Origin of the sequence: Bradyrhizobium sp. AUGA SZCCT0431 (genome assembly GCF_018131065.1) — a bacterium.
Taxonomy (GTDB): domain Bacteria; phylum Pseudomonadota; class Alphaproteobacteria; order Rhizobiales; family Xanthobacteraceae; genus Bradyrhizobium.
On sequence record NZ_JAFCLR010000013.1, the window covers coordinates 159,408 to 183,549 of the forward strand.

Genomic DNA, 24,142 nt, shown 5'->3' on the forward strand with positions numbered 1-24,142 from the left:
CGGGAGCGAAACTTGAGACAGCCTGTGCAGTTTGCCGCGATGTGTGAGCGTCCATGAAGATCGCCCAGGGAAAATTTGTCGTGACCGGCGGCGCCAGCCTGATCGGATCGCATGTCGCGGAACAATTGCTGAGCCAGGGAGCGCGGGAAGTCGTACTGCTCGACAACTACGCACTGGGCAGTCCCGATACGGTCCGGTCGCTATTGGGAGACCCCAGAGTAAAGCTCGTGCGCGGCGATATCCTGCGCATCAACGAACTCTATGACGCCTTCGAAGGCTGCGACGGCGTGTTCGCGATCGCCGGTTTCCTGACGCTGCCGCTCAGCCAGAATCCGAGTCTTGGGCTTGCGGTCAATGTCGAGGGGCAGGTCAATATCTTCGAGGCGTGCCGGTATCGCAACGTCAGGAAGGTGGTGTTTTCGTCATCGATCGCCGTGTACGGCGATCCGGCGCCGGGCCTGATCGACGAGTTAGCCCCGGCGCAGCTCGGCACATTCCAGCCGGCGACAGCGCTGTACGCGTGCACCAAGCTGATCGGCGAAAATCTCTGCCGTCTTTACAGCGCCAAGCACGGCATCCAGGGGATCGCGCTGCGATACGCTACGGTTTACGGCGAACGCCAGCACTATCGCGGCGTCAACGCGCTCTACATCATGGAAAACTACGACCGCATCATGCGCGGCGAGCCGCCGGTCATTCCGGACGACGGCAGCGAGGTGCATGATTACGTTCACGTCGCCGACGTCGCCCGCGCCAATGTGATGGCGATGGCGTCCGACGTGACAGCTGAAAGCTTTACTGTCGCATCGGGTGTTGCGACCGATCTCAACCGGGTGGTGGCGTTGTTGCTGAAGTTCACCGGCAGCGATCTCAAGCCGGTCTACAAATCGGCAACTTCGAGCGTGCGATCAAGTGTGACCAAGCATCTCGATTTCAGCATCGCCAAGGCCGAGAGGATGCTGGGCTGGAAGCCCGAGGTTTCCATCGAGGAAGGCATCCGCCGGCTGCTGGAATGGCGCAAGGCGCAGGACACTCCAGCAAGCTAAGGGGAGCGCATGTCGGAATACGAGATTCTCGCGGTTCGTTACGCCCATAATGCCGAGCGGCGCATTTCAGAAAATTTCCTCGGCGGCGATGCGCATGACGGGCCGATGCCGATGGATTTCTTCGTCTGGGTGCTGAAGGGCGACGGCCAGACCATCATCGTCGATACCGGTTTCGACGTTGACATGGCCAAGCGCCGCGCGCGCACGATCACGCGCCCGGTTGCGGAAGGCCTGAAAATTGCCGGCGTCGATCTCGCCGGCGTCAAGGACGTCGTCCTGACCCATATGCATTACGACCACGCCGGCAATCACGAGATCTTCCCGAACGCGCGCTACCACATCCAGGACCGCGAAATGGAGTACTGCACCGGCCGGTGCATGTGCCATTCCAGTCTGCGGCACCCCTTTGAGGCTGACGACGTCACTGCGATGGTGCGCAAGCTGTTTCAGGGCCGCGTAAAGTTCCACAACGGGCCCAGCGAGATTGCTGACGGCGTGTCGGTTCATCTGGTCGGCGGTCATTCCCGCGGGCTGCAGTTCGTGCGTGTCCGAACCCGGCGCGGATGGGTGGTGCTCGCGTCGGACGCCTCGCATTATTATGCGAATTTCGAACAGTACCGGCCGTTTCCGGTGGTGGTCGACGTCAGCGAGACGCTCGAAGGCTATGACGCGATGCGCCGGCAGGCGTCGTCGCTGGCGCACATCGTGCCCGGCCATGACCCGCTCGTGCTACAACGCTATCCGGCGCAGCCGGGCGGCCCGGCAGACATCATCCGCCTGGACGCCGAACCGCTGAAATAAGGACAGGGACGGCTATGGCAAATGCTCGACTTCGTGCGGTGTTCATGCGGGGCGGCACTTCCAAGGCGGTGATGTTCCGAAGGGACGACTTGCCCGCCGACCCCAGGGATTGGGACCCGATTTTCCTTGAAGTGATGGGCTCGCCTGATCCCAATGGCCGGCAACTCGACGGCATGGGCGGCGGCATCTCGTCGCTGTCGAAGATCTGCATCGTCGGTCCGCCGAGCCGCACCGACGCCGATGTCGACTACACCTTTGCGCAGATCGGCGTGCGTGACACTTTTGTCGACTATGGCGCCAATTGCGGCAACATGTCCTCGGCGGTTGGGCCGTTCGCGCTCGACGAGGGGCTCGTGACGGCACCAGCCAATGGCGAAGCCACGGTCCGCATTCACAACACTAACACCTCGAAGATCATCGTTGCGCGCTTTCCGGTCGAGGATGGTTCGCTGGCGGCCACCGGTGACATCGAGATCGATGGCATCGCCGGGAAGGCGGCGCCGATCCGGCTGGAGTTTCTCGAGCCCGGCGGGGCACGAACCGGTAAATTGCTGCCGACCGGACATGCGGTCGACAATCTCGACATCGGCGGCGGGCAAAGCGTGAAGGCGTCCTGCGTCGATGCCGCCAACCCCTGCGTCTTTGTTGCGGCAAGCACGGCCGGAAAATCCGGCGATGAACTGCCTGACATGCTCGACAATGACGCCGCCTTCCTGCAGCGGATGGAAGCGATCCGCTGCGCGGCATCGGTCAAAATGGGGATCGCGCCGGACCTCGATCAGGCGCGGCGGATGACCGGTATTCCCAAGGTCGCGATGCTGTCAGGCCCGCGGGCCGGACGAACGCTGTCGGGACGCGAACTCGCGCCGGCGGATGCCGACATCTGGGTGCGCATGATCTCGGTCGGCCTGCCGCATCGCGCCACGCCGATTACGGGAGCGATTTGCCTTGCGGTGGCGTCGCGCATTCCCGGAAGCATTCCGGCCGAACTGTGCAAGGCGAACGGGCCCATTCGTATCGCGCATCCATCGGGTGTCACGCTGGTCGACGCCGGCGTTTCGCCTGCCGGCTCCGGCGCGGTGAAGGCGGACTATGGCGCGGTCTACCGCAGCGCCCGCCGCCTGTTCGAAGGCAATGTGGTTTATCGAACGACCATCGCTTAGTTGTATACAGTTGCGGGAACGCAGGTTTCCACGATTGATTGTCCTTCACGAAGGGACATACTAGTAAGTACAAGGGCTTGGCCGAGGCGCGAGCCGGCAGGTGTCTGTGCGGGCTCCCACAGGAGCGGTATCGAAAGGCTTTCATGAACGGCATCTTGAGCCACAAGGTCTCTGCCCAGTCGCTGGTGGATGCGCTCGCCGAGCGGATCGAGGCGGCGATCATGAGCGGGGACCTGCAGCCGGGCAGCAAGATCAGCGAGCAGGCGCTGGCCGCGTCGCTCGGCGTCAGCCGCGGTCCATTGCGCGAAGCCATCCGCCGGCTCGAAGGTCGAAAGCTGCTGCAGCGGACACCCAACATCGGCGTCCGCGTCGCAAGCCTGTCGCCGAGCGATCTGTATGAAGTGCTGCAGGTTCGCGAAGCGCTGGAAGGCATGGCATGCGGGCTCGCGGCCCAGCACATGACGGACGATGAACTGGAGGCGCTTTCCGAACTGCTGGACCAGCACCAGCAGCAGAAAAGCGTCCAGGAAGGCACCGGCTATTATCAGGAGTCGAAGGACTTCGATTTTCACTTCCGCATCGTCAAGGGCAGCCGCAACGCCCGCCTGGTCCAGATGCTTTGCGAAGACCTCTATTATCTGCTTCGGGTCTACCGCTACAAATCCAGCACCAAGCCGGGGCGCGCCAAACAGGCTCTGCGTGAACACAAGGACATCGTCGCGGCGCTAATGCGGCGGGATCCCGTGGAAGCCGAACGCAAGATGCGGCTGCATATCAGCAACGCCCGCCAGTATGTCGAGGAGCAGATGAGGGAAGCGGCCGCCCGGCAAGAAGTCGCGCCGCCCGTCCGGAAGCCGAAGGCAGGTGCGGCGTGGACAGGCAAAAGCAAGGCCGCGGTTCAGTCGCGCAGATAGCCTCACGGCGAAGGACCAGCCGCCGCTTTCATCGACCGGTCTGCTTTTGCGGCATTCCCTCCGGCGTGATCGATGTGATGATCGATGAGTCGAGGGCCTCATATTCGTGGTAGCCGATGGTCGCATAAAGTTCGGCCCGCGTTTGCATGCGATCGATCAGGCGGTGGGTGCCGCCGTCTTTGCGGATGCCGTCATACAGTTCGGCCTGCGCCCTTGCGGCCACGCGAAGCGCGCTGACCGGCCAGATCACCATCTTGTAGCCGAGCGCCTCGAACTCGGACGCCGTCATGAACGGCGTTCGTCCAAACTCGGTCATATTGGCCAGCAGCGGCACCTTGATGGTTTCGGCAAATTTGCGGAACGCTTCCGGGTCATGCAGCGCTTCGGGGAAGATCGCGTCAGCGCCGGCTTCGACATACAGCCGGGCCCGGTTGATGGCGCTGTCGAGCCCTTCATCCGCGGCCGCATCGGTACGGGCCACGATGTAAAGATGCCGCCGCGCCTTGGCGGCGGCCGCGATTTTGGCCGCCATATCCTCGGGCGCGATCAGCTTCTTGTCGTTGAGATGGCCGCACTTCTTCGGCAGGATCTGATCCTCGATCTGGACGGCCGCGGCGCCCGCGTCTTCGAACGCCCGCACCATGTTCATCACGTTCAGCGCTTCGCCAAAGCCGGTATCGCCATCCACCAGCACGGGAAGCTGCGACGCGCGGGAAACCTGCCGGACGAAGAAGCAGACGTCGTCGATCGTGAGAATGCCGAGGTCCGGAAGCCCCATCGACGCGGACATCGCCGCTCCCGACAGATACAGCGCTTCAAACTGCGCGGCCTTGGCCTGCAACGCGGCGAGGCCGCAATGGGCTCCGGGAATCTGCAGGATGCCGGGACGCAGCAATAATTTCCGGAAGCGCTCGCCGGCGGCCAGCGTCGGCAAGTCATTGGCGACCAGATATGTCATTTGGCTCCCGCCTGTTCTGTTTCGTTCCTGATCATATCCGTCATGCCCGCTTGCGTCGTCGCCCGAACGGGGGCGGCCAGGAATGTTTCCTGTATGAGGCTCAAACTGTCAACAGTTGACTTTAGTCAATTCCCTAAGATAGGTTCCGCCATCCCGCCGCCCGACAGGGCCGCGGACGAAAGCAACAGAAAAATCGAGAGGGGTTGGCAGCAAGCTGCTCCCCGACATCAGGGAGGTAGCCATGCGTGGATTTCTGAAGGTCGCGCTTCTTTCGACGGCTTGCGCTGTTGCCTCATACTCGGCTTCGGCGCAGACGTTGAAACTCGGCGTTCTGGCGACGCTTTCCGGCGCCGGAACCGCGTGGGGGATGGCGATGCAGGGCGCGGCCGAACTCGCCGCCGAGGACGTCAACAGCAAGGGCGGGCTGGAGGTCGGCGGCAAGAAGTACAAGGTCGAGATCGTCGCCTATGACGACCATTACAAGGCGGCGGACGCGCTGACCGCGTTCAACCGCATGGTCTTCGACGACAGCATCAAATTCGTGGTCGGGCCGCTCGGATCGGCGCCGGCGCTGGCCCTTCTTCCCGTCAGCACGGAAAACAAGGTCATTACGATGACGATGGCCTTCACGCCGAAGGCGCTGTCGGCGGATTACAAATACAGCTTCCGGCCGGTGGTTCCCTCGGACGTGTTTTCCGATCCGCAGGTCAAATGGGTTGTCGAAAAATTGGGCGTGAAGCGGATCGGCGGCCTGTTTCCAAACGACGAAAGCGGCCAGCAGGTCGGGGCCGCCAATGAAGCCGGCTATGTGGCGGTCGGCGCAAAATTCGTTGCCAAGGAATTCTTCGAACGCGAGCGCGTCGATTTCGTGCCGCTGCTGACGCGGGTGCTCGCACAGAATATCGACGCATTCGAACTCAACGGTAATTCGCCGCAGACCGCGGGGCTTCTGGTCAAGCAGCTTCGCGAGCTTGGGTTCAAGGGGCCGATCATCCGGACCGGCGGCGACGCCACCGCCGACATTCTCAAGATCGCCGGCAAGGAAGCGAGCGAGAACGTCTACGTTCACCAGTCGATCAACCCGGATTCGCCTTCAATCCAGGAATACACCAAGCGGTTTGAGGCAAAATACAAGACCCCGTTGAACGCCTTCAGTCCGTTCTTCTACGCCAACGTCCAGATGTTGTTCGCCGCAATGCAAAAGGCCGGCACCGTGTCCGACTCGGACAAGGTTCGCCAGGAGATGCTGGGCCTGAAGGATTTCGACACCGTGCTCGGCAAGGTGAACTGGATGGGGGAGGTGCTCTGGAAATCGAACCAGCAGCTTGATGCGCCCTTCTACGTTGGGCTCATCAAGGGCGGGGCCGCGCAAGTCGTGGCCAAGTGCACTCCCAAGCTGTGTCAGTAACGCTGTAGGCAGCCACAAGGCTTCGACACGGCCTCACGCGGGGGAACGGGCTTGGATTATTCGATACTTCTTGCGCAGGCTGTGCTCAACGGTCTCGTCATCGGCGCGATGTACATGCTGATGGCGGTCGGTTTCACGCTGGTGTTCGGGATCATGCGCGTGGTCAATTTCGCGCATGGCGAATTCTATATGCTCGGCGCCTTTACGGGATTCTTCACCTACGTCTATTGGGAGATCCCGTTCGTCGTCTGCCTTTTGATCGCGGCGTTGACGATCGGCATTCTCGGCATGCTGGTCGAACGCACGTTGATCCAGCCGTTTCGTTCGGATGAGATGTCGGGGATGATCGCGACGCTGGCGATCTCGGTGATCATTCAGAACGGCGCCGTGCTGCTGTGGGGACCTCAGCCGCGGGCGATGCCCGATATCGTGACGGGCACGCTGGCGATCGGTCCCTTCAGTTTTCCGTGGTCGCGGCTCGTCGTCATCGCCGCAGCCGCGCTGATCTTTGCCGCGTTTTGGCTTTTCATGCAGCGAACCCGGCTGGGGCGGGCGATGCGGGCGGTCGCCCAGGATACCGAGACCGCGCTGATCCAGGGCATCCGCGTCAACTACATCTATCCGCTGGCCTTCGGCATGAGCGTCGCGCTCGCGGCGCTGGCCGGGGCGCTGATGGGGCCGGTGTTCTCGGTCTCGCCCTTTGTCGGCCTCACGCCGATGCTCAAGGCCTTCGTGGTCGTCATTCTCGGCGGTCTCGGCTCGGTCCCGGGGGCCGTTGTCGGCGGCCTTCTGCTCGGCATGATCGAGAGCTTCACCGCCACGATCTTCGGGTCGCTGGTTTCGGACATTCTGCAGCTTCTGCTGGTCATTCTGATCTTGCTGGTTCGGCCCGCCGGCCTTTTGGGACAAAGGGAGGCCTGACTTGGAGGGATCATCAACTGCCACGATGGGCCGCGATGAGCCGCGCCTCGCGCCACGTCGCCGTTTGCTGCCAGGTATCGCGCTGGTCGTGGTGCTCGCGGCGGCTCTCGTCCTGCCGCAGCTCACGACAAACCAGTTCTACATCCATCTGGCGAACCTGATGCTGCTCAATTCGATCTTCGCGGTCAGCCTGGGCCTGATTGCGTCGGTCGGGCAGATATCGCTCGGACACGCGGCGTTCGTGGCCGCCGGCGCCTACGTCTCGGCCCTGGCCGCGCTGAGCTTCAAGCTTCCGCCCATCCTCGGCATCGTCCTGGCCGGGCTTGTGACCGGACTGGCGGCGGTGCTGCTCGGCAAGATATTGCTTCGGCTGCGCGGCGTCTATTTCGTGCTGGTGACGTTTCTGGCCGGACAGGTCTTCACGCTGATCGTGTTGAACTGGGAAAGTGTCACCCACGGCGCCAATGGGCTGCTCGGGATTCCTGCCATATCTATTTTCGGCCTTCCGCTCTCGACGCGCCTGCGCTTCTACTATTTCGCACTCGCCGCCTTCATTATCGTCGTGACGTTCGTCTGGGCGCTGATGCGCTCGCAATACGGCCGGGCGTTCCGTTCCATCGCGGAGAACGTGCGCCTCGCCGAATCAAGCGGCATCGATGTGAGCCATTATCAGATCGTCGCCTTTGCGCTGGGCAGCGGCATCGCAGGGGCCGCCGGTGCGGCAATGGTCCACTATATCCGCTTTCTGTCGCCGGACAGTTTCACGTTCAACGACTCGATCGCGTATATCACCATGCTCGTCGTCGGTGGGCGTCACACGATGATCGGCGGCGTCCTTGGCGCGCTGTTCCTGACGCCTCTGCCGGAACTGTTGCGCGGTTTCGTCGGCGCGCAGCACATTATCTACGGCGTGATACTGCTTTGCGTATTGCTGTTCATTCCGAACGGTCTCGTCTCGATCGGACGATCCTTCGTCAACAAGGGTTCGGAGACGGAGGCGTCGAAATGAGCGCATTGCTGGAAGTGGATGCGATCAGCCGGCGGTTCGGCGGCCTGAACGCGCTGAAGGATGTTTCGTTCTCCATCAAGGCAGGCGAGATCGTCGGATTGATCGGCCCCAACGGAGCCGGAAAGACAACCTGCTTCAATGTCGTCAGCGGGGTCATGTCGCCGTCAGCGGGTGCCATTCGCTTCGAGCAGCGCAGCATTGTCGGCAAGAAGCCGAGCGCGATCGTCAGCGAAGGATTGGTGCGGACGTTCCAGGCCACGACGATTTTTCCGGATGCCACGGTCATCGAGAATGTCATGCGTGGTGCGTTCGCGACCACGCCGGTCTCGATGCTGGGTTCGATCTTCAACACCCGCTCCGCACGTGCGGCGCTGTCGGCGACCCGAAGCCGGTGCGAGCTTTTGCTCGAACGCCTGTCTCTGCTTCAGTTCCGCCAGCGCCGCGCTGGAGAACTGTCCTATGGTGGTCAGCGCCGGCTCGGCGTTGCCATCGCGCTTGCCGCGCGTCCCAAGCTGCTGATGCTCGATGAACCGGTGGCGGGGTTGAATCCAGAAGAAGCCGCCGATTTCGGCCGGTTGATCAAGGACCTGCACAAGACCGAGAACATCTCGGTGCTGTTGGTCGAGCACCACATGCGGCTGGTGATGGGGCTGTGCGACCGGCTCGTCGTGCTGGACCACGGCGAGAAGATCGCCGAGGGGGTTCCTGCGGAAATCCGTGCCAATCGCAGCGTGATACAGGCCTATCTCGGCGCCGAGGAAGCAGCATGAGCAGGGCGCTTCAGGTACGTGACATTCACGTCGAATACGGCCATCGGGTCGCCATCTCTGGCATCAGCCTCGATGTCGCGCCGGCCCAGATTGTGTCGCTGGTCGGCAGCAACGGTGCCGGCAAGACCAGCACGTTGCGGGCGATCATGGGGTTGCGGTCGCCGAGCCAGGGCGAGATCAGATTTGGCGACGTGCGGATAGACAAGATGTCGCCGCCCGACATCGTCTCGCAGGGCATTGCGTTGTCGCCGGAGGGACGGCGGGTGTTTCCGCGGATGACCGTCCACGACAATCTGCTCGTGGGCGGCTACCTGCAGCCGCAGGGCAACAGCCTGCATGCTTCCGTCGAGCGGATGTTCGGCTTCTTCCCAAAACTCAGGCAGCGTCGCGAGCAGATGGCAGGCCTGCTGTCCGGCGGCGAGCAGCAGATGTTGGCAATCGCCCGGGCGCTGATGGCGGCGCCCAAGGTGCTGTTGCTGGACGAGCCGTCGCTCGGGCTCGCACCCATCATGGTGCAGGAGATCGGACGCCTGATCGAGACGATCAACCGCGAGCAGGGACTGTCGATCGTGCTGGTCGAGCAGAATGCGAACCTTGCGCTCCGGCTCTGCCATTACGCCTATGTGCTGGAAAACGGGCGGATCGCGTTAAGCGGTCCCGGCGCTGAGCTTGCCAAGAGCGACTACGTTCAACGCGCTTATCTCGGCGTTTAGGCGACCGGTTCGGTAGGTTTTTAGGGTGTGGATCCCTTGGTGCGCAGCCAAATCCGGATTGAAGCGGCTTTGATGAACGCTGACCTCCGGGATGACCGCTAACCGAACATGCTGGCGACATGCCAAAATCGACACGATTGACCCAATGGCTGTGAACCAGAACGCCAGATTCCACTACTTATCTCCAGGTACCAAAGTTCGCCCAGGGAAATGGCATGAGGCCCACGGATTGGAGATTTTGGAGCGCGCTTTTTGCCGCCACGATGTTCCTGGGTTATTCAGCCGCCGCTGACCAGTGTGATTCTTTGCAAGACCCCGAGGCTACGATCACGGCCTGTAGCCGGAGCATCAAGTCGGGGAAATCGAAAGGGCGCGATCTGGCGGCTTACTACAACAATCGAGCTGTCGCTTATCGCGCCAGGGGCGACAACGACCGCGCCATCGCCGACTTGAATGCGGCGATCCGGCTTGATCCGAAGTTGGCCATGGCCTTCAACAATCGAGGTGCCGCATATAACGAGCAGGGCGACAACGATCGCGCCATCGCCGACTTGAATGAGGCGATCCGGCTCGATCCAAAATTCACCATGGCCTTCAACAATCGAGGCAACGCCTACAGCGACAAGGGCGACAACGACCGCGCCATCGCCGACTTCAATGAGACGATCCGGCTCGACCCCAAATTCGCCAGGGCCTTCCAGAATCGGGGTAGCGCCTACCACGACAAGGGCGACAACGACCGCGCCATCGCCGACTACAATGAGGCGATCCGGCTCGAACCCAAACACGCCAAGGCCTTCCTCGGTCGGGGTATCGCCTTCAGCGCCAAGGGCGACAACGACCGCGCCATCGCCGACTACAATGAGACGATCCGGCTCGATCCCAAATCCGCCATGGCCTTCGACAAGCGAGGTAGCGCTTATCTCGAGAAGGGCGACCTCGACCGCGCCATCGCCGACTTCGGTGAGGCGATCCGGATCGATCCCGAAGATGCCAGCGTCTTCAACAGTCGAGGTACCGCTTATCGCGCCAACGGCGACTACGACCGCGCCGTCGCCGACTACAACGCGGCAATCCGGCTCGATCCAAAGTCAGTCAAGGCTTTCGTCGGCCGAGGTGTTACTTATCACGCCAAGGGCGACCTCGACCGCGCTATCGCCGACCACAATGAGGCGACCCGGCTCAATCCGAAATCCCCCCTGGCCTACTTTGCGCGCGGGCGTTCATATCTCTTTGCTGGCTCGGTCGAAAAGGCGCTGGCCGATCTTGACCAGGCAAGTGCGCATGCACCTGACAATGCCTATCTGGCGCTGTGGGCCGATATCGTCAGTCAGCGCAACGATCTCCCGAGCCGTCTTGCGCAAACCGGTTCCCGGATCGACATGAAGGTCTGGCCGGCGCCTGTCATCAGATTGTTCATGGGCCAGATGACGCCTGCTGCTGTCCTTGCTGCGGCCGACGATCCTGACGTCACCAGGAAGAAGGGCCAAGTCTGCGAGGCGAATTTTTACAGTGGTGAACTCTCATTGATGAAGGGGTTGAAAGATGAGGCAACTCGCCTGTTCCGTCTGGCGGCCAGCGATTGTCCGCGCAGTTTCCACGAGTGGGAGGCCGCCAACGCTGAGTTGAAGACGCTTGGCGTGGTCCCATGAGCAAGTTTCACCCGGCTTCCAGATTGCGCTTGCCAGTTAGAGCCGGACAGTCAGTTAATCCCACCAATGGGAGTATTACATGAAATCTATGACCTTAGCGCTTTCATGCCTTCTAATTTTTTCAATGCCTGCCAATGCAAATGAAGCGGACTCCTTTAATGCGATGGTCGCATTGGCCAATAAAGGAGATGCAGAGGCGCAATACCATGTTGGCATGATGCACAACAATGGCATCGGCACCCAAAAAGATCCGAGGCAGGCATTTGAGTGGTTTCAAAAATCCACTGCATCTAACGATCCGCTAGGAGCCTATAAGCTTGGTTGTTATTACGCCGGGCAAGGCGCGGGCATTGTAGCGTCTGACGCTGATGAAGCATTAAAATACAAACTTATTGCTGCCAAAGCCGGTTATGCGCTTGCCCAGCACGATGTTGCTATTCTGTATGACAGACAGGGAAATTCAGGAGAGGCGCTAAAGTGGTGGAAGATGGCAGGCGACCAGGGATTGCCCGAGGCCCTCTATAGTTTATCCATGTCGTATTCAGCAGGAAAAGGAGCGCCAAGAGATTTGTCGTTATCGTATGCGTATTTTAAACTCTCAAAACTGGCGCCCAAGAAAAATGTGAATGAGATGGCTGCTATGTTGTCCAAACCAGAACTTGAGAGGGCAGAAAAACTGGTTTCCGAATGGAGCCCACAACCAACAGCTCTGACACTCAAGGCAAAGAGCGGTGTCAGGAGGGCAGAAGAACTCTTAAAAGCCACCAGGAATTAAGTGTCCTCTGCCGATTGCTTCCATGTCCGTTGATGGGGGAAGATAGGACGTCGCCGACCCGAACTTCCCTTGATGCTCTCCTTTGCCTGGAGATGCCCGGCGAGGTTCATCTCGCGCCCTAGTTCACCGTCGCGCCGGACGACTGGATGATCTTCGTCCATTTCGCGGTTTCCTTGGCGAGGAATTGTCCGAACGCCGCGCCCGAAATATTAGCCGGCTCGGCGCCCAGTTCGGTGAAGCGCTTCTGCACGTCAGGCATCTTCAGGATCGCGTCGACTTCGCTTTCCAGCTTTGCAAGCACCGGCGCGGGCGTTTTCGCCGGCGCCACCAGCCCGAACCAGGCGGAGGCTTCGAAACCGGGCACGCCGGATTCTGCGACCGTGGGCACATCGGGGAGGGCGGATGCGCGTTTGGCGCCGGCCACGGCAATCGCCCTGATGGTCTTGGCCTGAACCTGCGGCAGCACTGCCGGGATGTTGTCGAACATCATGGGAATATGCCCCGCGATCAGGTCGTTCATGGCGGGTGCAGCGCCCCTGTAGGGGAGGTGAACGATATTGATGCCGGTCATGCTCTTCAGCAATTCGCCCGCAAGATGATTGGTGGAGCCGTTGCCCGACGATCCGAAGTTGATGGTGCCCGGCTTTGCCTTGGCGAGCCCGATGAGTTCGCCGACGTTCCTGGCTTCGACCGACGGATGCACCGCAAGCACGATCGGCACCGAGGCGACCAGCGCCACCGGAGCGAACGCCTTTGCCGGATCGTAAGGCAGGGTCTTGTAGAGCGCTGCGTTGATGGTGAGCGGCGGCGGTGCCGTCAGCAGCAGCGTGTGACCGTCCGGCTCCGAAGTCGCGACAGCATCCGCGCCGATATTTCCGCCGGCACCGGCGCGATTTTCAATCAGGAATGTCTGGCCGGTCCGCTCGCCAAGTTTTTGCGCCACGATGCGGGCGATGATGTCGTTGGAGCCGCCGGCTGGAAACGGTACGACGATCTTGACGGGGCGGGATGGATAATCCTGTGCCGTGGCGGTGCCACCGAACAGGAAGGCGCTGAAGGCGACAAGAATAGCGCGACGACTGAATGGCCCCATGCTGCGTTTCCTCATCCCTTGCATCAGTCTTGCATTCGCAAGATCTTATTGGTCGCTGATGGAGGAGAATTGCAGGATCAGCATGAATGTCAACAACGCGTGTCCCGCACCGTATTGCCAACAGCCTTCGAACTCGCCGAAGGCACGGTTCGGACATTCCAGATTGCATTCGCGGAGGCGCGGGACGACGATGACATCGTCGATTCCTCGATTGTCTGGCTGACGAGCATGGCTCCATATTGGCTCATTCGGTTGAATGGTCTGCTGGCCTGGCTCAATCCAGCGCTGGGCGGTGTTGCCGCCATCCTGGCGTTGCTTGTCATTGCAACTGCCGCCGAACGTTTGCCCCGGAATGGGTCCGGTGCAATCGCTCAGGCGGCTCGCCCCGTCAGTGCAGTTGCGCCGGCCGAATGTGTTCGCGCGGCCTTGCCGCCCGAATTGCGGGATCTACGACTCCACGACTAAGGGTGCGTGCTTTTGCGCCGGAGCCTTTTCCCTGCGGGGGATCGTTCCGATTGCGATGCCTCCCAGGATCAGGAGCATCGCGACCACCAGGTCGGCCGTGACCACTTCACCAAGAATGATCGCTGAACTTGCGACCCCGACGACGGGTGTCGCGAGCAGCCCGAGCGATGTGACGACGGCGGGCAAGCTGCGATTGACCGTCGCCATGGCCCAATAGGCCAATGCCGTTCCGATGATCCCGCTGAAGAGAAACAATCCAACCAGCTGCGCATTCCATTCCAGATGCGGAACACCGTCCTTTAGAAGCGCCAGCACGGAGACCACCAGCGTGGCGAGCAGCGTTTGCCAGAACCCCAGCTGGAAGGGCGTGGAAATCCAGCGGTGCGCGCGCACGTATACGATGCTGACCGCCCAACACAGGGCAGCCAGCAGGATGCAGCCGCTGCCGGCCAGGGTGTTGGCGTCGGCCCAATTGTAGGCGAGTGGATTGAACATGAGGGCGAGGCCGGCCAGGCCGACGGCCATTCCCAGTGAACGCGATGGCGTCATTCTCTCGCCGAGGAACAGCCAGGCGGCAGGCATCACCCAAAGCGGGGTCGTGTAGCCAAGGACGATCGAACGGCCGACCGCGGCGAATTGCAGCCCGAATGCGACCAGCGCTGAAAATGCCACCATGTGAAATATCGAATTGACGAAGATCACAGGCAGATCGCCGCGACGTGGCACGATCATCTCGCCCCGCGCGAAGAGAAGCATGGCGAGGGCCACCGTGGCGATGGCGGAACGAATTGCCGTGATCCACAGCGGCGAAACGCTCTGCACGAGGGTCTTGGTAATCGTCCAGTTCAGGCCCCAGGCGATCACGATCACGGCGAACAGCAGGAATGCGCCGCGGCGCGACAGATGGGTCTGCATGATGATCCCTATTGGCTGGGCTGCACAAACCATAACCTTGACTGGCATGATTGATAGGTCCATTTTCATGAAAATCATGGAGCCAGTTGTGTCCAACCTTCTCTCCGGAACGATCGATCTGAAGTTCGTCCCGCAGGATGGCGGGCGCCTGGCACGCCAGATCTACGATCGCCTGCGCACCGCAATCCTGTCGGGCGCCTTGCCGCGGGGATACCGGCTGCCGTCCAGCCGGGGGCTGGCGGAAGATTTCGGGGTCTCGCGAAACACGGTCTCAACTGTCATCGATCAGCTGGCGGTGGAAGGTTACATCGTCGTCGCACGCGGACGCCGGCCGGTGGTCGCGGCGGTCGAGAAAATGCAGCTGGTCTCCGCTGATCAATCTCCGGATCATGAGCGTTCCGGCTTCATGCGGGTCTCCCGTTGGGCCAGACAGGTCAGCCGGTCGGACTGGCACTTCGCGAACGAAGGGAGTCCGCGGCCGTTTGCTCCGGGGCTCGCCGATGCCCGCGAGTTTCCGCACGAGGTGTGGGGGCGCTGTCTGCGCCGTGCAGCCCGCAGCAGGCATGCGGCGGGAATCAAGGCCAATCATCCGGCTCTTCGTGCGGCATTGCTCAGCCATCTCGTGGAGCATCGCGGCGTCAAGGCCGACGCGCGAAGGCTGATCATTACATCGTCGGCCCAGGCGGCCATCGAATTGATCTCGCGAGTCCTACTCAATGAGGGCGATCTGGCGTGGATCGAAAGCCCGGGATATGGCGGCGCGCGCGTGGCGCTTGAGGCGACCGGTGCGCGGGTCAGGGGAATACCGCTGGATCGAAGCGGGCTACGTCTGGCGGGGCGGACTGAGCGGCCACGGCTGATCTTCTGCACACCCTCGCATCAATACCCGACGGGCAGGCTGATGCCGATCAAGCGGCGGCAGGAACTGTTGGCATTCGCCGCGGAAGCGGGCGCGGCAATCATCGAGGATGACTACGACAGCGAGTTTCATTTCGACGGCCGGCCGGTGGTCGCGTTGCAGGGTATCGATACGGCCGGCAACGTCTTCTATGTCGGGACCTTCTCGAAACCGATGTTGCCGGATATCCGCGTGGGCTACGCGATCGTGCCCGACGGCCTCGTTGAGACATTCGAGAGGATGCAGCGCCATACCGGCCAAAAGGTGATGGGTGCGATGCAGCTCGCGCTGGCGGAGTTTATCGGCGACGGCGATTTCGCGGCCCATATTCGCCGGATGACCCGCATCTATCGCGGCCGCCGTGACCGGCTGACACATGCGCTGGCTTCAGCGGCCGGAAGCAGGCTCGCGATCACGCCGCCGGCCGGCGGCATGCAACTTCTCGCCCGGCTAGAACCGGGGTCGGATGATTGCCGTCTCGTGGCCGATCTCGCCAAGGTTGGCGTTACGGCGCGGCCGCTTTCCCGTCACTTCACCGGAAAGGCCGCCGAGCACGGGCTGTTTCTTGGATTTGCCGCCTGGAATGAAACCGAAATCGATGCCGGTGCCGAGCTGATCGGCAAGACGATCGCAACGAATCTCCGCGGGCGATGATTCAGGCCGCAGGCCGGAAATGCCCGGGGGAACGTTTGGTATCGCGCCGGATCAGGCGGCGCAGCGTAGAGGGCTCCGCATAGCCCACTTGCCGGGAAATTTGATCGACCGACAGGCGCGTCGTCTCAAGCAGATATCTTGCGGTCTCAAGCCGGATGCGTTGAACGAACTGAATAGGCGAGACGCCGCAGGTCGCCGCGATGCGCCGGGCAAATGTACGCGGCGCGAGTGCGACGGCCCCGGCGAGTTCCTCGATCGCAAAATCGCGCGCGATATTTTCCCGCACCCATTTTTCCGCCCTGGCGATTTTCGGGTCCTGGCTCGCCAGATAATTGATCGCCATGAACGGCACCTGGGAGCGCCGTTCATCCAGCAGCAGATAATTGGCGCAGGCGCCGGCCAGCTTCGGTCCGGCAAACTTGCCGACGATTGCAAGCATCAAATCCATCTGCGCCATCGCGGCGCCGCCGGTCGCAATTGGCCAATCGGCGACGACAATCCGGTCGCTCGCCAGTTCGACCATCGGATAGCGCTCGCGGAACAGCGGGCCGAGCCACCATGTCGTGGTCGCCCGCCGGCCGTCCAGCAATCCGGTTTCCGCGAGCAGGAAAGTACTTGCGCACGCCGCGGCGAGCGCGGCGCCGGCTTCGAACGATTGAATCAGCATGTCGCAAGCATGCCGGCAGGCCGGGCTCTTCAGTTTCGCGTCGAGTTCGTCTGCTGACGCAACTCCGAGGCCAAGACCCGGGACAATGACGAGGTCGGCGCCACGCAGCCTTTCTCGTTTTCGGCGCGGGCCTAAGCGCACCGTCGTGACATCGAACGCCAAAGCGCGTTTGGCCGTCTTGCTGATCTGGTTGGCAGTCGCCATCACGTCATGGGTGATGGCGGCGCCGGAAGCCAGGCAGCCCTCGATTTCAACGACCGTCACCCTGGTCATGTCCAAAAATCCCCGATCAATGTCATTTTTGACACTAGGCAATCCGGCACGGAATCGCAATGATCGGCATGAAGGCTGACGCGGCGTCGTCAAATCCGGCGGCGCCGATCGTTGCGCGCGCAGGGAGTGACGCCAGATGCCAAAGCGATCCATGAAGCAGGACGACCCGCTCGAGGATTTCAAGCGCCGCGAGATTACGCTCGATGGCATCGCCAAAACGGTGCATGTCGCCGGCAGTGGGCCGGCGGTGATCGTGATGACCGAGATGCCCGGCATCAGCCCGTACGTCGCGCGTTTTGCCCGTTGGGTGCGCGACGCCGGGTTCACGGTCTACATGCCTTCGCTGTTTGGCCGCGATGGCGCGGTTCCCAACGTGGAAGAGGGCACCGCCGTGTTTCAGCGCGCCTGCGTGAGCGCTGAGTTCCGGGCCTTGGCCGCCAATCAATCAAGCCCGGTGACGAAGTGGCTGCGGTCGCTGGCGAGATTTGCGCACGGGGAATGCGGTGGTCCCGGCGTCGGCGCCATCGGGATGTGTTTTACCGGAAATTTCGCGCTGACGATGATGCTGGAGCCCGCGATGTTGGCGCCGGTCCTGTCCCAGCCGTCACTGCCGCTGAACGATCCGGCCGGCATCGAAATCGCGCCGGACGAAGTCAAGGCCGTCCGCGAACGGCTCGATCGGGAAAACCTGAGCGTGCTGGCCTATCGCTTCGAGGGCGACAAGTTTTGCATGGCGCAGCGCTTTGCGGCCTATCAGGAGGCGCTTGGCGACCGCTTTATCGGCCGGGTGCTTCCCGACAACGCGGCGAACACCGATATTCCCCCGTTCTTCGAGCGCTACGTCACGACGCCGCATAGTGTCGTGACCGCCCACCTGATCGACGAAGCCGGTCAGCCGACCATCGCAGCCCGCGACGAGATCTTGGGCTTCTTCAAGCACCGGCTGGCGCCCTGACGCGCCAGCGCCGCACAACTGCCGCGAGGTCAAGGGAGGAGCAATCGACAGTGCTCCGGAACGTCTCGACCCACCCGTCAATTTGCATCAAGCTGACGCGTCTGCGTAATGTCGCGCATATGAACTCGGCGGGATGCAATTGCAGCTTGCCATCAGGCATTGTGAGAATTCTCCATGAGCGCTGAAATCAAACCCTATCGCATCTCGGTCGGCGACGATGTGCTCGACGATCTGAAGTCGCGGTTGCGGAACACGCGTTGGCCGGAGGCCGAATTGGTCGACGACTGGAGCCAGGGCGCGCCATTGAAATGGATCAAGGATATTTGCCGTTACTGGGCCGACGACTATGACTGGCGCGCCCGCGAGGCACGCCTCAATCGCTTTACGCAGTTCACGACCGAAATCGACGGCCTCGATACTCACTTCCTGCATATCCGCTCGCCGCATCCGCAGGCAATGCCGCTGATCATCACCCATGGCTGGCCGGGCTCCGTGGTCGAGTTCCACAAGGTGATCGAGCCGCTCACTAACCCGACCGCATACGGCGGCAACGCCGCCGACGCGTTTCACGTCGTTTGTCCGTCGCTGCCCGGCTTCGGCTTTTCGGCCAAGCCAACCACGACAGGTTGGGGCGTTGATCGCATTGCCTCCGCCTGGGCGGTGCTGATGGACCGTCTTGGCTATGCGCGTTACGGCGCGCAAGGCGGCGACTGGGGCTCGGCGGTGACGACCGCGCTGGGCGCGCAGGATGGCGAACATTGCGCCGGCATCCACATCACGCTGGCGATGTCGGCGCGGCCCAATGTGGACGGACAGCCGACGCCGGAGGAGGCGCGGGCGCTGCAGGGCATCAAGTACTATGCCGATTGGGATTCCGGCTATTCCAAGCAGCAATCGACCCGGCCGCAAACCCTGGGCTATGGGCTGACGGATTCGCCGAGCGGCCAGGCGGCGTGGATTCTTGAGAAATTCTGGGCCTGGACCGATTGCGACGGGCATCCCGAGAACATCCTCGGCCGCGACGAACTGCTCGACAATGTCATGCTGTATTGGGTGACGGCGACCGCGGCCTCTTCGGCGCGTCTCTATTGGGAGAGTTTTGGGCCGAAGCGCCGGACGCCCCACAAGGTCACGATCCCGAGCGGGGTTGCCGTGTTTCCCAAGGAGATCGTCACACCGGTGCGGCGGTGGATGGAAGGAAGCTACACCGATATCCGGCACTGGCGCGAATTGCCGAAGGGCGGTCACTTCGCAGCCTTCGAGCAGCCTGAGCTGTTTGTGCGCGAGGTGCGGGACTTCTTTGGGGCTTTGCGCCAGCCTATGGCGCGTTGATCTGATCGTTCAGAGATACCAGGCGAGGACGGCCTTGAGCAGCGCGTTTTCAATCACCGGCAGCACGACGATCTGATTCATCCCGGCCGCGCGCGCCGCCTGCGACGCAACTGACTCATCGACCTTCAGATGCTCGTTGATCGCGGGCATGCCCGTCGCCCAGGCCCCACCGACGCTGCCTTCGCCTTTGCCGATACTCTTTGACGCATAAAGCGATTCAAGCTCGGTATTCTTGCTGCAATCGCCGGAATGAAAGACCAGTGCCGATCGCGATGGATTCGGTACCCAGATTTCAAAGCGCTTGGCGATCGGGGTGGCCTGCGCGGACAGGAACGTCATCACCCAGGTCTTGTCCGGTGAGGTCGTGTAGGGAATGCCGACGCCGCAATTGATGCCGATTTCGGAAGCTTCTTCCCAGCGCAGGAAGCGCTTGGAATTGTGCAGGTCCTTGATGATCAGCGGCATGCCGGCTTTCCAGGTCCGCCCGGGCAGGCCAAAGCCCCGCGGAAACTTGGTGTGCCGTGAATTGAACTCGAACATGTCGGCCGTGCCGTAATAGCCGTCGACAAGCCCCATTTCGTGGCTGACGTCGGCATCATTGTGCCAGAGTTCGATGGCGCCGACGTGCTTCTCGTCATCGCCGCAGAACAGCACCATGACAGCCATCAGGAATTCACCGGCGAACACCGGCAGCGCCACGCCACAGGTCAGTCCGGCTTCGATCGCCTCGTCGGTGCGTTTGAAGTAGGAGTTGGCAAATTTAGTGAGAATGACCGGATGGCCGGAGGCCCAGGCCTTGCCGGGCAACCCTTCATCAAAGGCAAACAGCGCGTTTTCGCTGACGGCCTTGAACTCCGAATACTCCTCGCTGCAGAGACTGCCGCCGAACTCCAGACGCGTGCGGGTCCGGTCCGGTACCCACAGTTCAACCACTCGAATGAACGTCTTCATCGGGACGCACCTATCGCCTCATCGGCGATCAGCATCGGCGATTTAGCGATGATATGTGCGATCAAATTACAGGCAAGCGCCGCCCAAAGATCGTGCGGACTCGATGAGCCTGCCGAAGCTTCAATTCCGGTAGGACGGGTCGGTACGATCGAGTTTACGTAGGTAAGCGGGCCAGGCGAGGTCGCCATTTCGGGCCGGCCGGTCAACCCGCGGCCGCATCTTGTCGTAGGTCGCTTCGAGAATGCTTTGGGGCGGGTAAGTCAATTTGGTGTTGCAGGACAATGCCATGATCTGCACCTGACAGGCGCGTTCCAGGCGCCACAGCACGTTGAACGCCGATGGCACGGTTCTGCCGACGACGAGCAGCCCGTGGTTGCGCAGGATCATGGCTTCGTGGTCGCCAAGGTCCCTGACCAGGCGCGCACGCTCGTCGACGTCGTCGGCGATACCTTCAAAATCGTGGTAAGCGACATGCAGGAACCGCATCGAGGTCTGGGCCAGCGGAAGCAGTCCGCATTCCATCGCCGAGACCGCCATGCCGGCCGGTGTGTGGGTATGCGCGACGCAATCCATGTCGTGCTTGGCCATGTGAATGGCGCTGTGAATGACGAAGCCGGCGAGATTGACGTTGTAGTCGGTCGCGTTGAGCAGCGTGTTGCCGTCGACGTCGACCTTGATCAGGCACGACGCATCGATCTCTTCGTAGAGCATCCCGTAAGGATTGATCAGGAACTGATCTGTCGTTCCCGGCACCCGGCAGGAGATATGATTGGCGATCATTTCCGTCATGCCATACATCGCGGTGAGGCGATAGCAGGCGGCGAGATCGACCCGTGCCTGCCATTCCTCCGGGCTCACCTGTTCCCGGACCGATTTCACGACCTTGATGGCGGGCGAGCTGACGGGAGGATTCATGGCGTTTCTCCACTAAGGCGGATTATTGGGCTGGGCAGGGCCCGATCATTTGGCACGGAGGATAGCTGCAGAATTCGCTGCGCCGCAAGGCAAGCCATGCCGGTTTATTGCAGGGCTGACGGGCGAAATCCGAATGCACCGGTTGGCGCAAATCCGCTTCGATGCCAGTATCAGGGCAAGCGTGGCCGGCGTTTCAGATTTGGGACGATCGAGGGAGTACCATGACTGAAGGCCGCTATCGGCTGATTGGATCGACCGCGTCGCCTTACGCCATCAAGCTGCGCGCGCTGATGCGCTATCGCAGGATTCCTTTCGACTGGGTCATCATGACCAGGGCGCTCCGCAAGGCGACCGAACATCTGCGGCCGAACCTGATCCCGGTGCTGCAATATCCTGACGGCACGTTTCGTGGCGAAACCACGACATTGGCCTACGATCTGGAGCGCCGTCATCAGGTACGGTCCGTCATCCCCGACGACAAGGCGGTCGCATTCGTGTGCGACCTGCTGGAAGATCTCGCCGACGAATGGGCGGTCAAGCCGTTGTTTCTGTATCGATGGTGGGATCCGGAGGATCAGGCGTATGTCTCGCGCTGGGCCGGCGAAGAGTGGTCGGTGTCGGAGGCTGTAACCGGCAGCCCTGAGGAGATCGAGCAATTCCGCCAGCGGCAGATTTCACGGATGGCTATTCTCGGTGCGACCGCGGAGAACAAGCCGCTGCTCGAGGAAAGTTACTTGCGAATGCTTGCGGCGTTCGAGCCGTATGTCGGCATGACCAACTATCTGTTCGGCAGCCGGCCGTCGCTTGCCGATTTCGCCTGGTTCGGCCAGCTCAGCGAAATGGCGACCGATCCGACGCCGATGCGGATCATGCGCGAGAAGGCGCCGTTCACCGATCATTGGGTACGGCGGCTGGACGATGCTTCGGGCGTCGAGGGCGATTGGTATCCGCGCGAACAGGCACTCAGCGGTATGGCCGAGGCGCTGCTGCGGATCGCCGGCGAACTCTATCTGCCATTCCTCGTGGCCAACGCGGAAGCCTTTGCCAAAGGTCTCGATCGGCTCGAGATCAATGTCTGGGGCCTGCCTTACGCGCTGTCGCCGTTCAAATATCAGGTGAAGTGCCTGCAACAGCTTCGCGACAAATTCGCAGCCTTGGATACGGAAGATCGTGCCGCGCTACGACCGGTGCTGGAGCGCACCGGATGCTGGCCTCATTTAAACCAGGCACCAAGCGTCTTTCCGTCATCGTGAGGTGCGAGCGGAGCGAGCCTCGAAGGATGAATCGGCCATAGACGGGCCGTCGTCCTTCGAGGCGCGCAAGAGCGCGCACCTCCCGAGCGAACGCAAGTGCGTTCGTCCGGGGATGACGGAACCGCGAGCCTAACCCTTGGGAAAATCCTTGCGCATCGCGATTTCGGCGGCGTCGCCGGGTGAAAGCACATTGCCGTCGAATGCCGGCTGGCGTTCGGTCACGATGTCGTAGAGCGAAATCTGCTTGATCGGCTTTGCCAGCAATTGCCGGATGCAGTCCGCCAAGGTGCCGTTGTAAACGAGATACGGCGTCTTGCTGGTGACCCGTTCGTTTTTTAGCGATGGCCACTTCTTCAGGTCGGCAGGCGCATCATAAGCGATCGGGAGGCTTTCTCTGAACATGCCCTGGTCCCGGCGTTTCAACCACCAGACAGGTTAGCCAAACTTGGTAAATAGATTGAAAACAGGAACCGTGCGCGATCATTTCCGGTGCCGGCTGCCCAGTGCGGCTGCGATCGAGTCAGGGTTCTTGATGCGCTCGATCAGCAAGTCGATACGGTCGCCGCCCCAGAACAATTCGCCGTTGAAGACCACGGTCGGTACGCCGAACACGCCGAGTTCCTCCGCCTCGTCGATGATGCGGTCATGTTCGGCCCGGGCCGGACCGTGGACGTAGGCTTTGAATTCTTCGGCTGAACCGCCAACCGATGCAATGACGCTGGCAATATCCGACAGTTCGTCGATTTCGAGGTCATGGCTCCAGAAGCGCCGGAATACCGTGTCGTGGTAGGAACGAAACAGGCCGTGGCGCTGCGCGAACAGCATGCCGGCGCTGGCATAGAAACCATCATAGATGCGCCGCGGGCCTTTCATGGTGAGGCCCTGCGCGTTGGCATAGCGCCGCGCGTCCATGTAGGCGTAGCGAACCTTGCGCCAGAAATGCGGCGTGCGCTCTTCCACGGTTCCCATGAATTCGGCGACGCGCAGCGTATAGGGCAGCCATTCCAGCTCGACGCCGTATTCCTCCTCGAGTTCGAACAGCCGCTTGTTGGCGACGAACGCGTAGGGGCTCTTGTAGTCGGTGTAGATGCGTACGCGCGGTTTCGCCATCGCTGTTCCCTGTCCCGATCGGGCAATTGTTTCCGATCCGAACGACGGAAGCAATCTGCGGAGGCTTCACCGATTGCGGGAAAGTTGCGATCGACCCAAACGAATGGGCCCCGGTGCATCTAAGGCATCGCGGGGCCCTACATCTTCGTTATAGGCGAAGGATTTCTGGTAGACACCAGGTCGATATCAGAACCGAAAAGCGCGTGGCCTTTGCACTCCGATCCTGCGGATATGTTTGGATTGTAGACGGCGCAACGGGTTAGCAGCTGCTGTTCACCCAACTTGCGTCGAGACCTTGCCGTTGAGCAAGGTCACTGGCTTGAGCCGGTGGCATCATGCTCCTCTCCAAGAGTGGGCCCGACGGACATTTGTCCGCATCCGCTGCTTGCTATTCGATCACATGATCGGACGCCAATTCCTGCCAAGCAGAGAGCCAAATGCTCCGCTACCCCGTCAGGTGCAGCGTCACAAATGCTGCGGCAGATATCGTCAGGTGTCAAGTTTATGCTGAGAAAAATCGCACTTGGGTTC

24 protein-coding genes are annotated in these 24,142 nt (G+C 61.4%); 16 read left to right on the forward strand and 8 right to left on the reverse strand.

Annotated features, from left to right (window positions below; translation table 11 throughout):
- The first annotated feature begins 53 nt into the window (after positions 1-53).
- The 4 genes from JQ567_RS15185 to JQ567_RS15200 all read left to right on the forward strand — a co-directional run bounded on the left by JQ567_RS15185 (position 54) and on the right by JQ567_RS15200 (position 3,924).
- Positions 54-1,046 (forward strand): NAD-dependent epimerase/dehydratase family protein, encoded by a 993-nt coding sequence (locus JQ567_RS15185; protein ID WP_212439568.1) that lies wholly within the window; start codon positions 54-56, stop codon positions 1,044-1,046.
- A gap of 9 nt (positions 1,047-1,055) precedes the next feature.
- Entirely contained in the window at positions 1,056-1,847 is a 792-nt protein-coding gene (locus tag JQ567_RS15190) for an N-acyl homoserine lactonase family protein (RefSeq protein ID WP_212439569.1), read from the forward strand.
- A gap of 14 nt (positions 1,848-1,861) precedes the next feature.
- Positions 1,862-3,010: a 2-methylaconitate cis-trans isomerase PrpF family protein gene (locus JQ567_RS15195; protein ID WP_212439570.1), complete on the forward strand. Its 1,149-nt coding sequence runs from the start codon at positions 1,862-1,864 to the stop codon at positions 3,008-3,010.
- Between the two features lie 143 nt (positions 3,011-3,153).
- Positions 3,154-3,924 (forward strand): GntR family transcriptional regulator, encoded by a 771-nt coding sequence (locus tag JQ567_RS15200; RefSeq protein WP_212439571.1) that lies wholly within the window; start codon positions 3,154-3,156, stop codon positions 3,922-3,924.
- 28 nt (positions 3,925-3,952) lie between these two features.
- Here the strand turns inward: JQ567_RS15200 and prpB are convergent, their stop codons facing one another.
- Positions 3,953-4,882: a methylisocitrate lyase gene (gene prpB / locus JQ567_RS15205; protein WP_212439572.1), complete on the reverse strand. Its 930-nt coding sequence runs from the start codon at positions 4,880-4,882 to the stop codon at positions 3,953-3,955.
- 241 nt (positions 4,883-5,123) lie between these two features.
- Between prpB and JQ567_RS15210 the strand changes: the two genes are divergently transcribed.
- The 7 genes from JQ567_RS15210 to JQ567_RS15240 all read left to right on the forward strand — a co-directional run bounded on the left by JQ567_RS15210 (position 5,124) and on the right by JQ567_RS15240 (position 12,130).
- The gene (locus JQ567_RS15210; protein ID WP_212439573.1) at positions 5,124-6,290 is read left to right on the forward strand and encodes an ABC transporter substrate-binding protein; all 1,167 of its coding nucleotides are present in this window, start codon (positions 5,124-5,126) and stop codon (positions 6,288-6,290) included.
- Between the two features lie 51 nt (positions 6,291-6,341).
- On the forward strand, positions 6,342-7,211 hold the full coding sequence (locus tag JQ567_RS15215) for a branched-chain amino acid ABC transporter permease (protein ID WP_212439574.1): 870 nt from the start codon (positions 6,342-6,344) through the stop codon (positions 7,209-7,211).
- A 1-nt stretch (position 7,212) separates the two neighbouring features.
- Entirely contained in the window at positions 7,213-8,220 is a 1,008-nt protein-coding gene (locus JQ567_RS15220; protein ID WP_212439575.1) for a branched-chain amino acid ABC transporter permease, read from the forward strand.
- A complete protein-coding gene (locus JQ567_RS15225; protein ID WP_212439576.1) occupies positions 8,217-8,990 on the forward strand; it encodes an ABC transporter ATP-binding protein in 774 nt (257 codons plus the stop codon). The genes JQ567_RS15220 and JQ567_RS15225 overlap by 4 nt, the downstream gene beginning before the upstream one ends.
- A complete protein-coding gene (locus tag JQ567_RS15230) occupies positions 8,987-9,703 on the forward strand; it encodes an ABC transporter ATP-binding protein (RefSeq protein ID WP_212439577.1) in 717 nt (238 codons plus the stop codon). The genes JQ567_RS15225 and JQ567_RS15230 overlap by 4 nt, the downstream gene beginning before the upstream one ends.
- Before the next feature lie 305 nt (positions 9,704-10,008).
- Positions 10,009-11,355 (forward strand): tetratricopeptide repeat protein, encoded by a 1,347-nt coding sequence (locus JQ567_RS15235; RefSeq protein WP_212439578.1) that lies wholly within the window; start codon positions 10,009-10,011, stop codon positions 11,353-11,355.
- Between the two features lie 79 nt (positions 11,356-11,434).
- Positions 11,435-12,130 carry a tetratricopeptide repeat protein gene (locus tag JQ567_RS15240; RefSeq protein ID WP_212439579.1) on the forward strand — a complete coding sequence of 232 codons (696 nt, stop codon included), beginning with the start codon at positions 11,435-11,437 and terminating at the stop codon, positions 12,128-12,130.
- A gap of 118 nt (positions 12,131-12,248) precedes the next feature.
- Here the strand turns inward: JQ567_RS15240 and JQ567_RS15245 are convergent, their stop codons facing one another.
- Positions 12,249-13,223, reverse strand: coding sequence for a tripartite tricarboxylate transporter substrate binding protein (locus JQ567_RS15245; protein WP_212439580.1), 975 nt, complete (start codon positions 13,221-13,223; stop codon positions 12,249-12,251).
- A 69-nt stretch (positions 13,224-13,292) separates the two neighbouring features.
- On the opposite strand from JQ567_RS15245, the gene JQ567_RS15250 reads away from it, so the two are divergent.
- The gene (locus JQ567_RS15250; protein ID WP_212439581.1) at positions 13,293-13,688 is read left to right on the forward strand and encodes a hypothetical protein; all 396 of its coding nucleotides are present in this window, start codon (positions 13,293-13,295) and stop codon (positions 13,686-13,688) included.
- Here JQ567_RS15250 and JQ567_RS15255 read toward each other — a convergent pair.
- On the reverse strand, positions 13,671-14,651 hold the full coding sequence (locus JQ567_RS15255; RefSeq protein WP_249165476.1) for a DMT family transporter: 981 nt from the start codon (positions 14,649-14,651) through the stop codon (positions 13,671-13,673). The two genes, JQ567_RS15250 and JQ567_RS15255, sit on opposite strands and share 18 nt — an antisense overlap.
- Positions 14,652-14,691: 40 nt before the next feature.
- Between JQ567_RS15255 and JQ567_RS15260 the strand changes: the two genes are divergently transcribed.
- Entirely contained in the window at positions 14,692-16,155 is a 1,464-nt protein-coding gene (locus JQ567_RS15260) for a PLP-dependent aminotransferase family protein (protein ID WP_312017405.1), read from the forward strand.
- Position 16,156: 1 nt separating this feature from the next.
- Here JQ567_RS15260 and JQ567_RS15265 read toward each other — a convergent pair whose 3' ends face one another.
- Positions 16,157-17,095 carry a GlxA family transcriptional regulator gene (locus tag JQ567_RS15265; RefSeq protein ID WP_212439583.1) on the reverse strand — a complete coding sequence of 313 codons (939 nt, stop codon included), beginning with the start codon at positions 17,093-17,095 and terminating at the stop codon, positions 16,157-16,159.
- A gap of 136 nt (positions 17,096-17,231) precedes the next feature.
- On the opposite strand from JQ567_RS15265, the gene JQ567_RS15270 reads away from it, so the two are divergent.
- The gene (locus tag JQ567_RS15270; RefSeq protein WP_212439584.1) at positions 17,232-18,050 is read left to right on the forward strand and encodes a dienelactone hydrolase family protein; all 819 of its coding nucleotides are present in this window, start codon (positions 17,232-17,234) and stop codon (positions 18,048-18,050) included.
- Positions 18,051-18,224: 174 nt separating this feature from the next.
- Positions 18,225-19,382 carry an epoxide hydrolase family protein gene (locus JQ567_RS15275; RefSeq protein WP_212439585.1) on the forward strand — a complete coding sequence of 386 codons (1,158 nt, stop codon included), beginning with the start codon at positions 18,225-18,227 and terminating at the stop codon, positions 19,380-19,382.
- A 9-nt stretch (positions 19,383-19,391) separates the two neighbouring features.
- Here JQ567_RS15275 and JQ567_RS15280 read toward each other — a convergent pair whose 3' ends face one another.
- A complete protein-coding gene (locus JQ567_RS15280; protein WP_212439586.1) occupies positions 19,392-20,333 on the reverse strand; it encodes a GAF domain-containing protein in 942 nt (313 codons plus the stop codon).
- A gap of 120 nt (positions 20,334-20,453) precedes the next feature.
- The gene (locus tag JQ567_RS15285; protein WP_212439587.1) at positions 20,454-21,248 is read right to left on the reverse strand and encodes a class II aldolase/adducin family protein; all 795 of its coding nucleotides are present in this window, start codon (positions 21,246-21,248) and stop codon (positions 20,454-20,456) included.
- A gap of 221 nt (positions 21,249-21,469) precedes the next feature.
- On the opposite strand from JQ567_RS15285, the gene JQ567_RS15290 reads away from it, so the two are divergent.
- Complete coding sequence (locus JQ567_RS15290) at positions 21,470-22,501, forward strand: glutathione S-transferase N-terminal domain-containing protein (RefSeq protein ID WP_212439588.1); 1,032 nt, start codon at positions 21,470-21,472, stop codon at positions 22,499-22,501.
- A 129-nt stretch (positions 22,502-22,630) separates the two neighbouring features.
- Here the strand turns inward: JQ567_RS15290 and JQ567_RS15295 are convergent, their stop codons facing one another.
- Positions 22,631-22,903 (reverse strand): hypothetical protein, encoded by a 273-nt coding sequence (locus JQ567_RS15295; RefSeq protein WP_212439589.1) that lies wholly within the window; start codon positions 22,901-22,903, stop codon positions 22,631-22,633.
- A 78-nt stretch (positions 22,904-22,981) separates the two neighbouring features.
- Complete coding sequence (locus tag JQ567_RS15300) at positions 22,982-23,611, reverse strand: 2-hydroxychromene-2-carboxylate isomerase (RefSeq protein ID WP_212439590.1); 630 nt, start codon at positions 23,609-23,611, stop codon at positions 22,982-22,984.
- Positions 23,612-24,142 lie beyond the last annotated feature (531 nt).

What these genes read in the sequence shown, in the direction of transcription:
- JQ567_RS15185 (WP_212439568.1), top strand. Translation starts at nt 54, where the DNA reads ATGAAGATCGCCCAGGGAAAATTTGTCGTGACCGGCGGCGCCAGCCTG.
- JQ567_RS15190 (WP_212439569.1), top strand. Translation starts at nt 1,056, where the DNA reads ATGTCGGAATACGAGATTCTCGCGGTTCGTTACGCCCATAATGCCGAG.
- JQ567_RS15195 (WP_212439570.1), top strand. Translation starts at nt 1,862, where the DNA reads ATGGCAAATGCTCGACTTCGTGCGGTGTTCATGCGGGGCGGCACTTCC.
- JQ567_RS15200 (WP_212439571.1), top strand. Translation starts at nt 3,154, where the DNA reads ATGAACGGCATCTTGAGCCACAAGGTCTCTGCCCAGTCGCTGGTGGAT.
- prpB (WP_212439572.1), bottom strand. Translation starts at nt 4,882, where the DNA reads ATGACATATCTGGTCGCCAATGACTTGCCGACGCTGGCCGCCGGCGAG.
- JQ567_RS15210 (WP_212439573.1), top strand. Translation starts at nt 5,124, where the DNA reads ATGCGTGGATTTCTGAAGGTCGCGCTTCTTTCGACGGCTTGCGCTGTT.
- JQ567_RS15225 (WP_212439576.1), top strand. Translation starts at nt 8,217, where the DNA reads ATGAGCGCATTGCTGGAAGTGGATGCGATCAGCCGGCGGTTCGGCGGC.
- JQ567_RS15230 (WP_212439577.1), top strand. Translation starts at nt 8,987, where the DNA reads ATGAGCAGGGCGCTTCAGGTACGTGACATTCACGTCGAATACGGCCAT.
- JQ567_RS15240 (WP_212439579.1), top strand. Translation starts at nt 11,435, where the DNA reads ATGAAATCTATGACCTTAGCGCTTTCATGCCTTCTAATTTTTTCAATG.
- JQ567_RS15245 (WP_212439580.1), bottom strand. Translation starts at nt 13,223, where the DNA reads ATGGGGCCATTCAGTCGTCGCGCTATTCTTGTCGCCTTCAGCGCCTTC.
- JQ567_RS15255 (WP_249165476.1), bottom strand. Translation starts at nt 14,651, where the DNA reads ATGCCAGTCAAGGTTATGGTTTGTGCAGCCCAGCCAATAGGGATCATC.
- JQ567_RS15265 (WP_212439583.1), bottom strand. Translation starts at nt 17,095, where the DNA reads ATGACCAGGGTGACGGTCGTTGAAATCGAGGGCTGCCTGGCTTCCGGC.
- JQ567_RS15270 (WP_212439584.1), top strand. Translation starts at nt 17,232, where the DNA reads ATGCCAAAGCGATCCATGAAGCAGGACGACCCGCTCGAGGATTTCAAG.
- JQ567_RS15275 (WP_212439585.1), top strand. Translation starts at nt 18,225, where the DNA reads ATGAGCGCTGAAATCAAACCCTATCGCATCTCGGTCGGCGACGATGTG.
- JQ567_RS15280 (WP_212439586.1), bottom strand. Translation starts at nt 20,333, where the DNA reads ATGAAGACGTTCATTCGAGTGGTTGAACTGTGGGTACCGGACCGGACC.
- JQ567_RS15285 (WP_212439587.1), bottom strand. Translation starts at nt 21,248, where the DNA reads ATGAATCCTCCCGTCAGCTCGCCCGCCATCAAGGTCGTGAAATCGGTC.
- JQ567_RS15290 (WP_212439588.1), top strand. Translation starts at nt 21,470, where the DNA reads ATGACTGAAGGCCGCTATCGGCTGATTGGATCGACCGCGTCGCCTTAC.
- JQ567_RS15295 (WP_212439589.1), bottom strand. Translation starts at nt 22,903, where the DNA reads ATGTTCAGAGAAAGCCTCCCGATCGCTTATGATGCGCCTGCCGACCTG.
- JQ567_RS15300 (WP_212439590.1), bottom strand. Translation starts at nt 23,611, where the DNA reads ATGGCGAAACCGCGCGTACGCATCTACACCGACTACAAGAGCCCCTAC.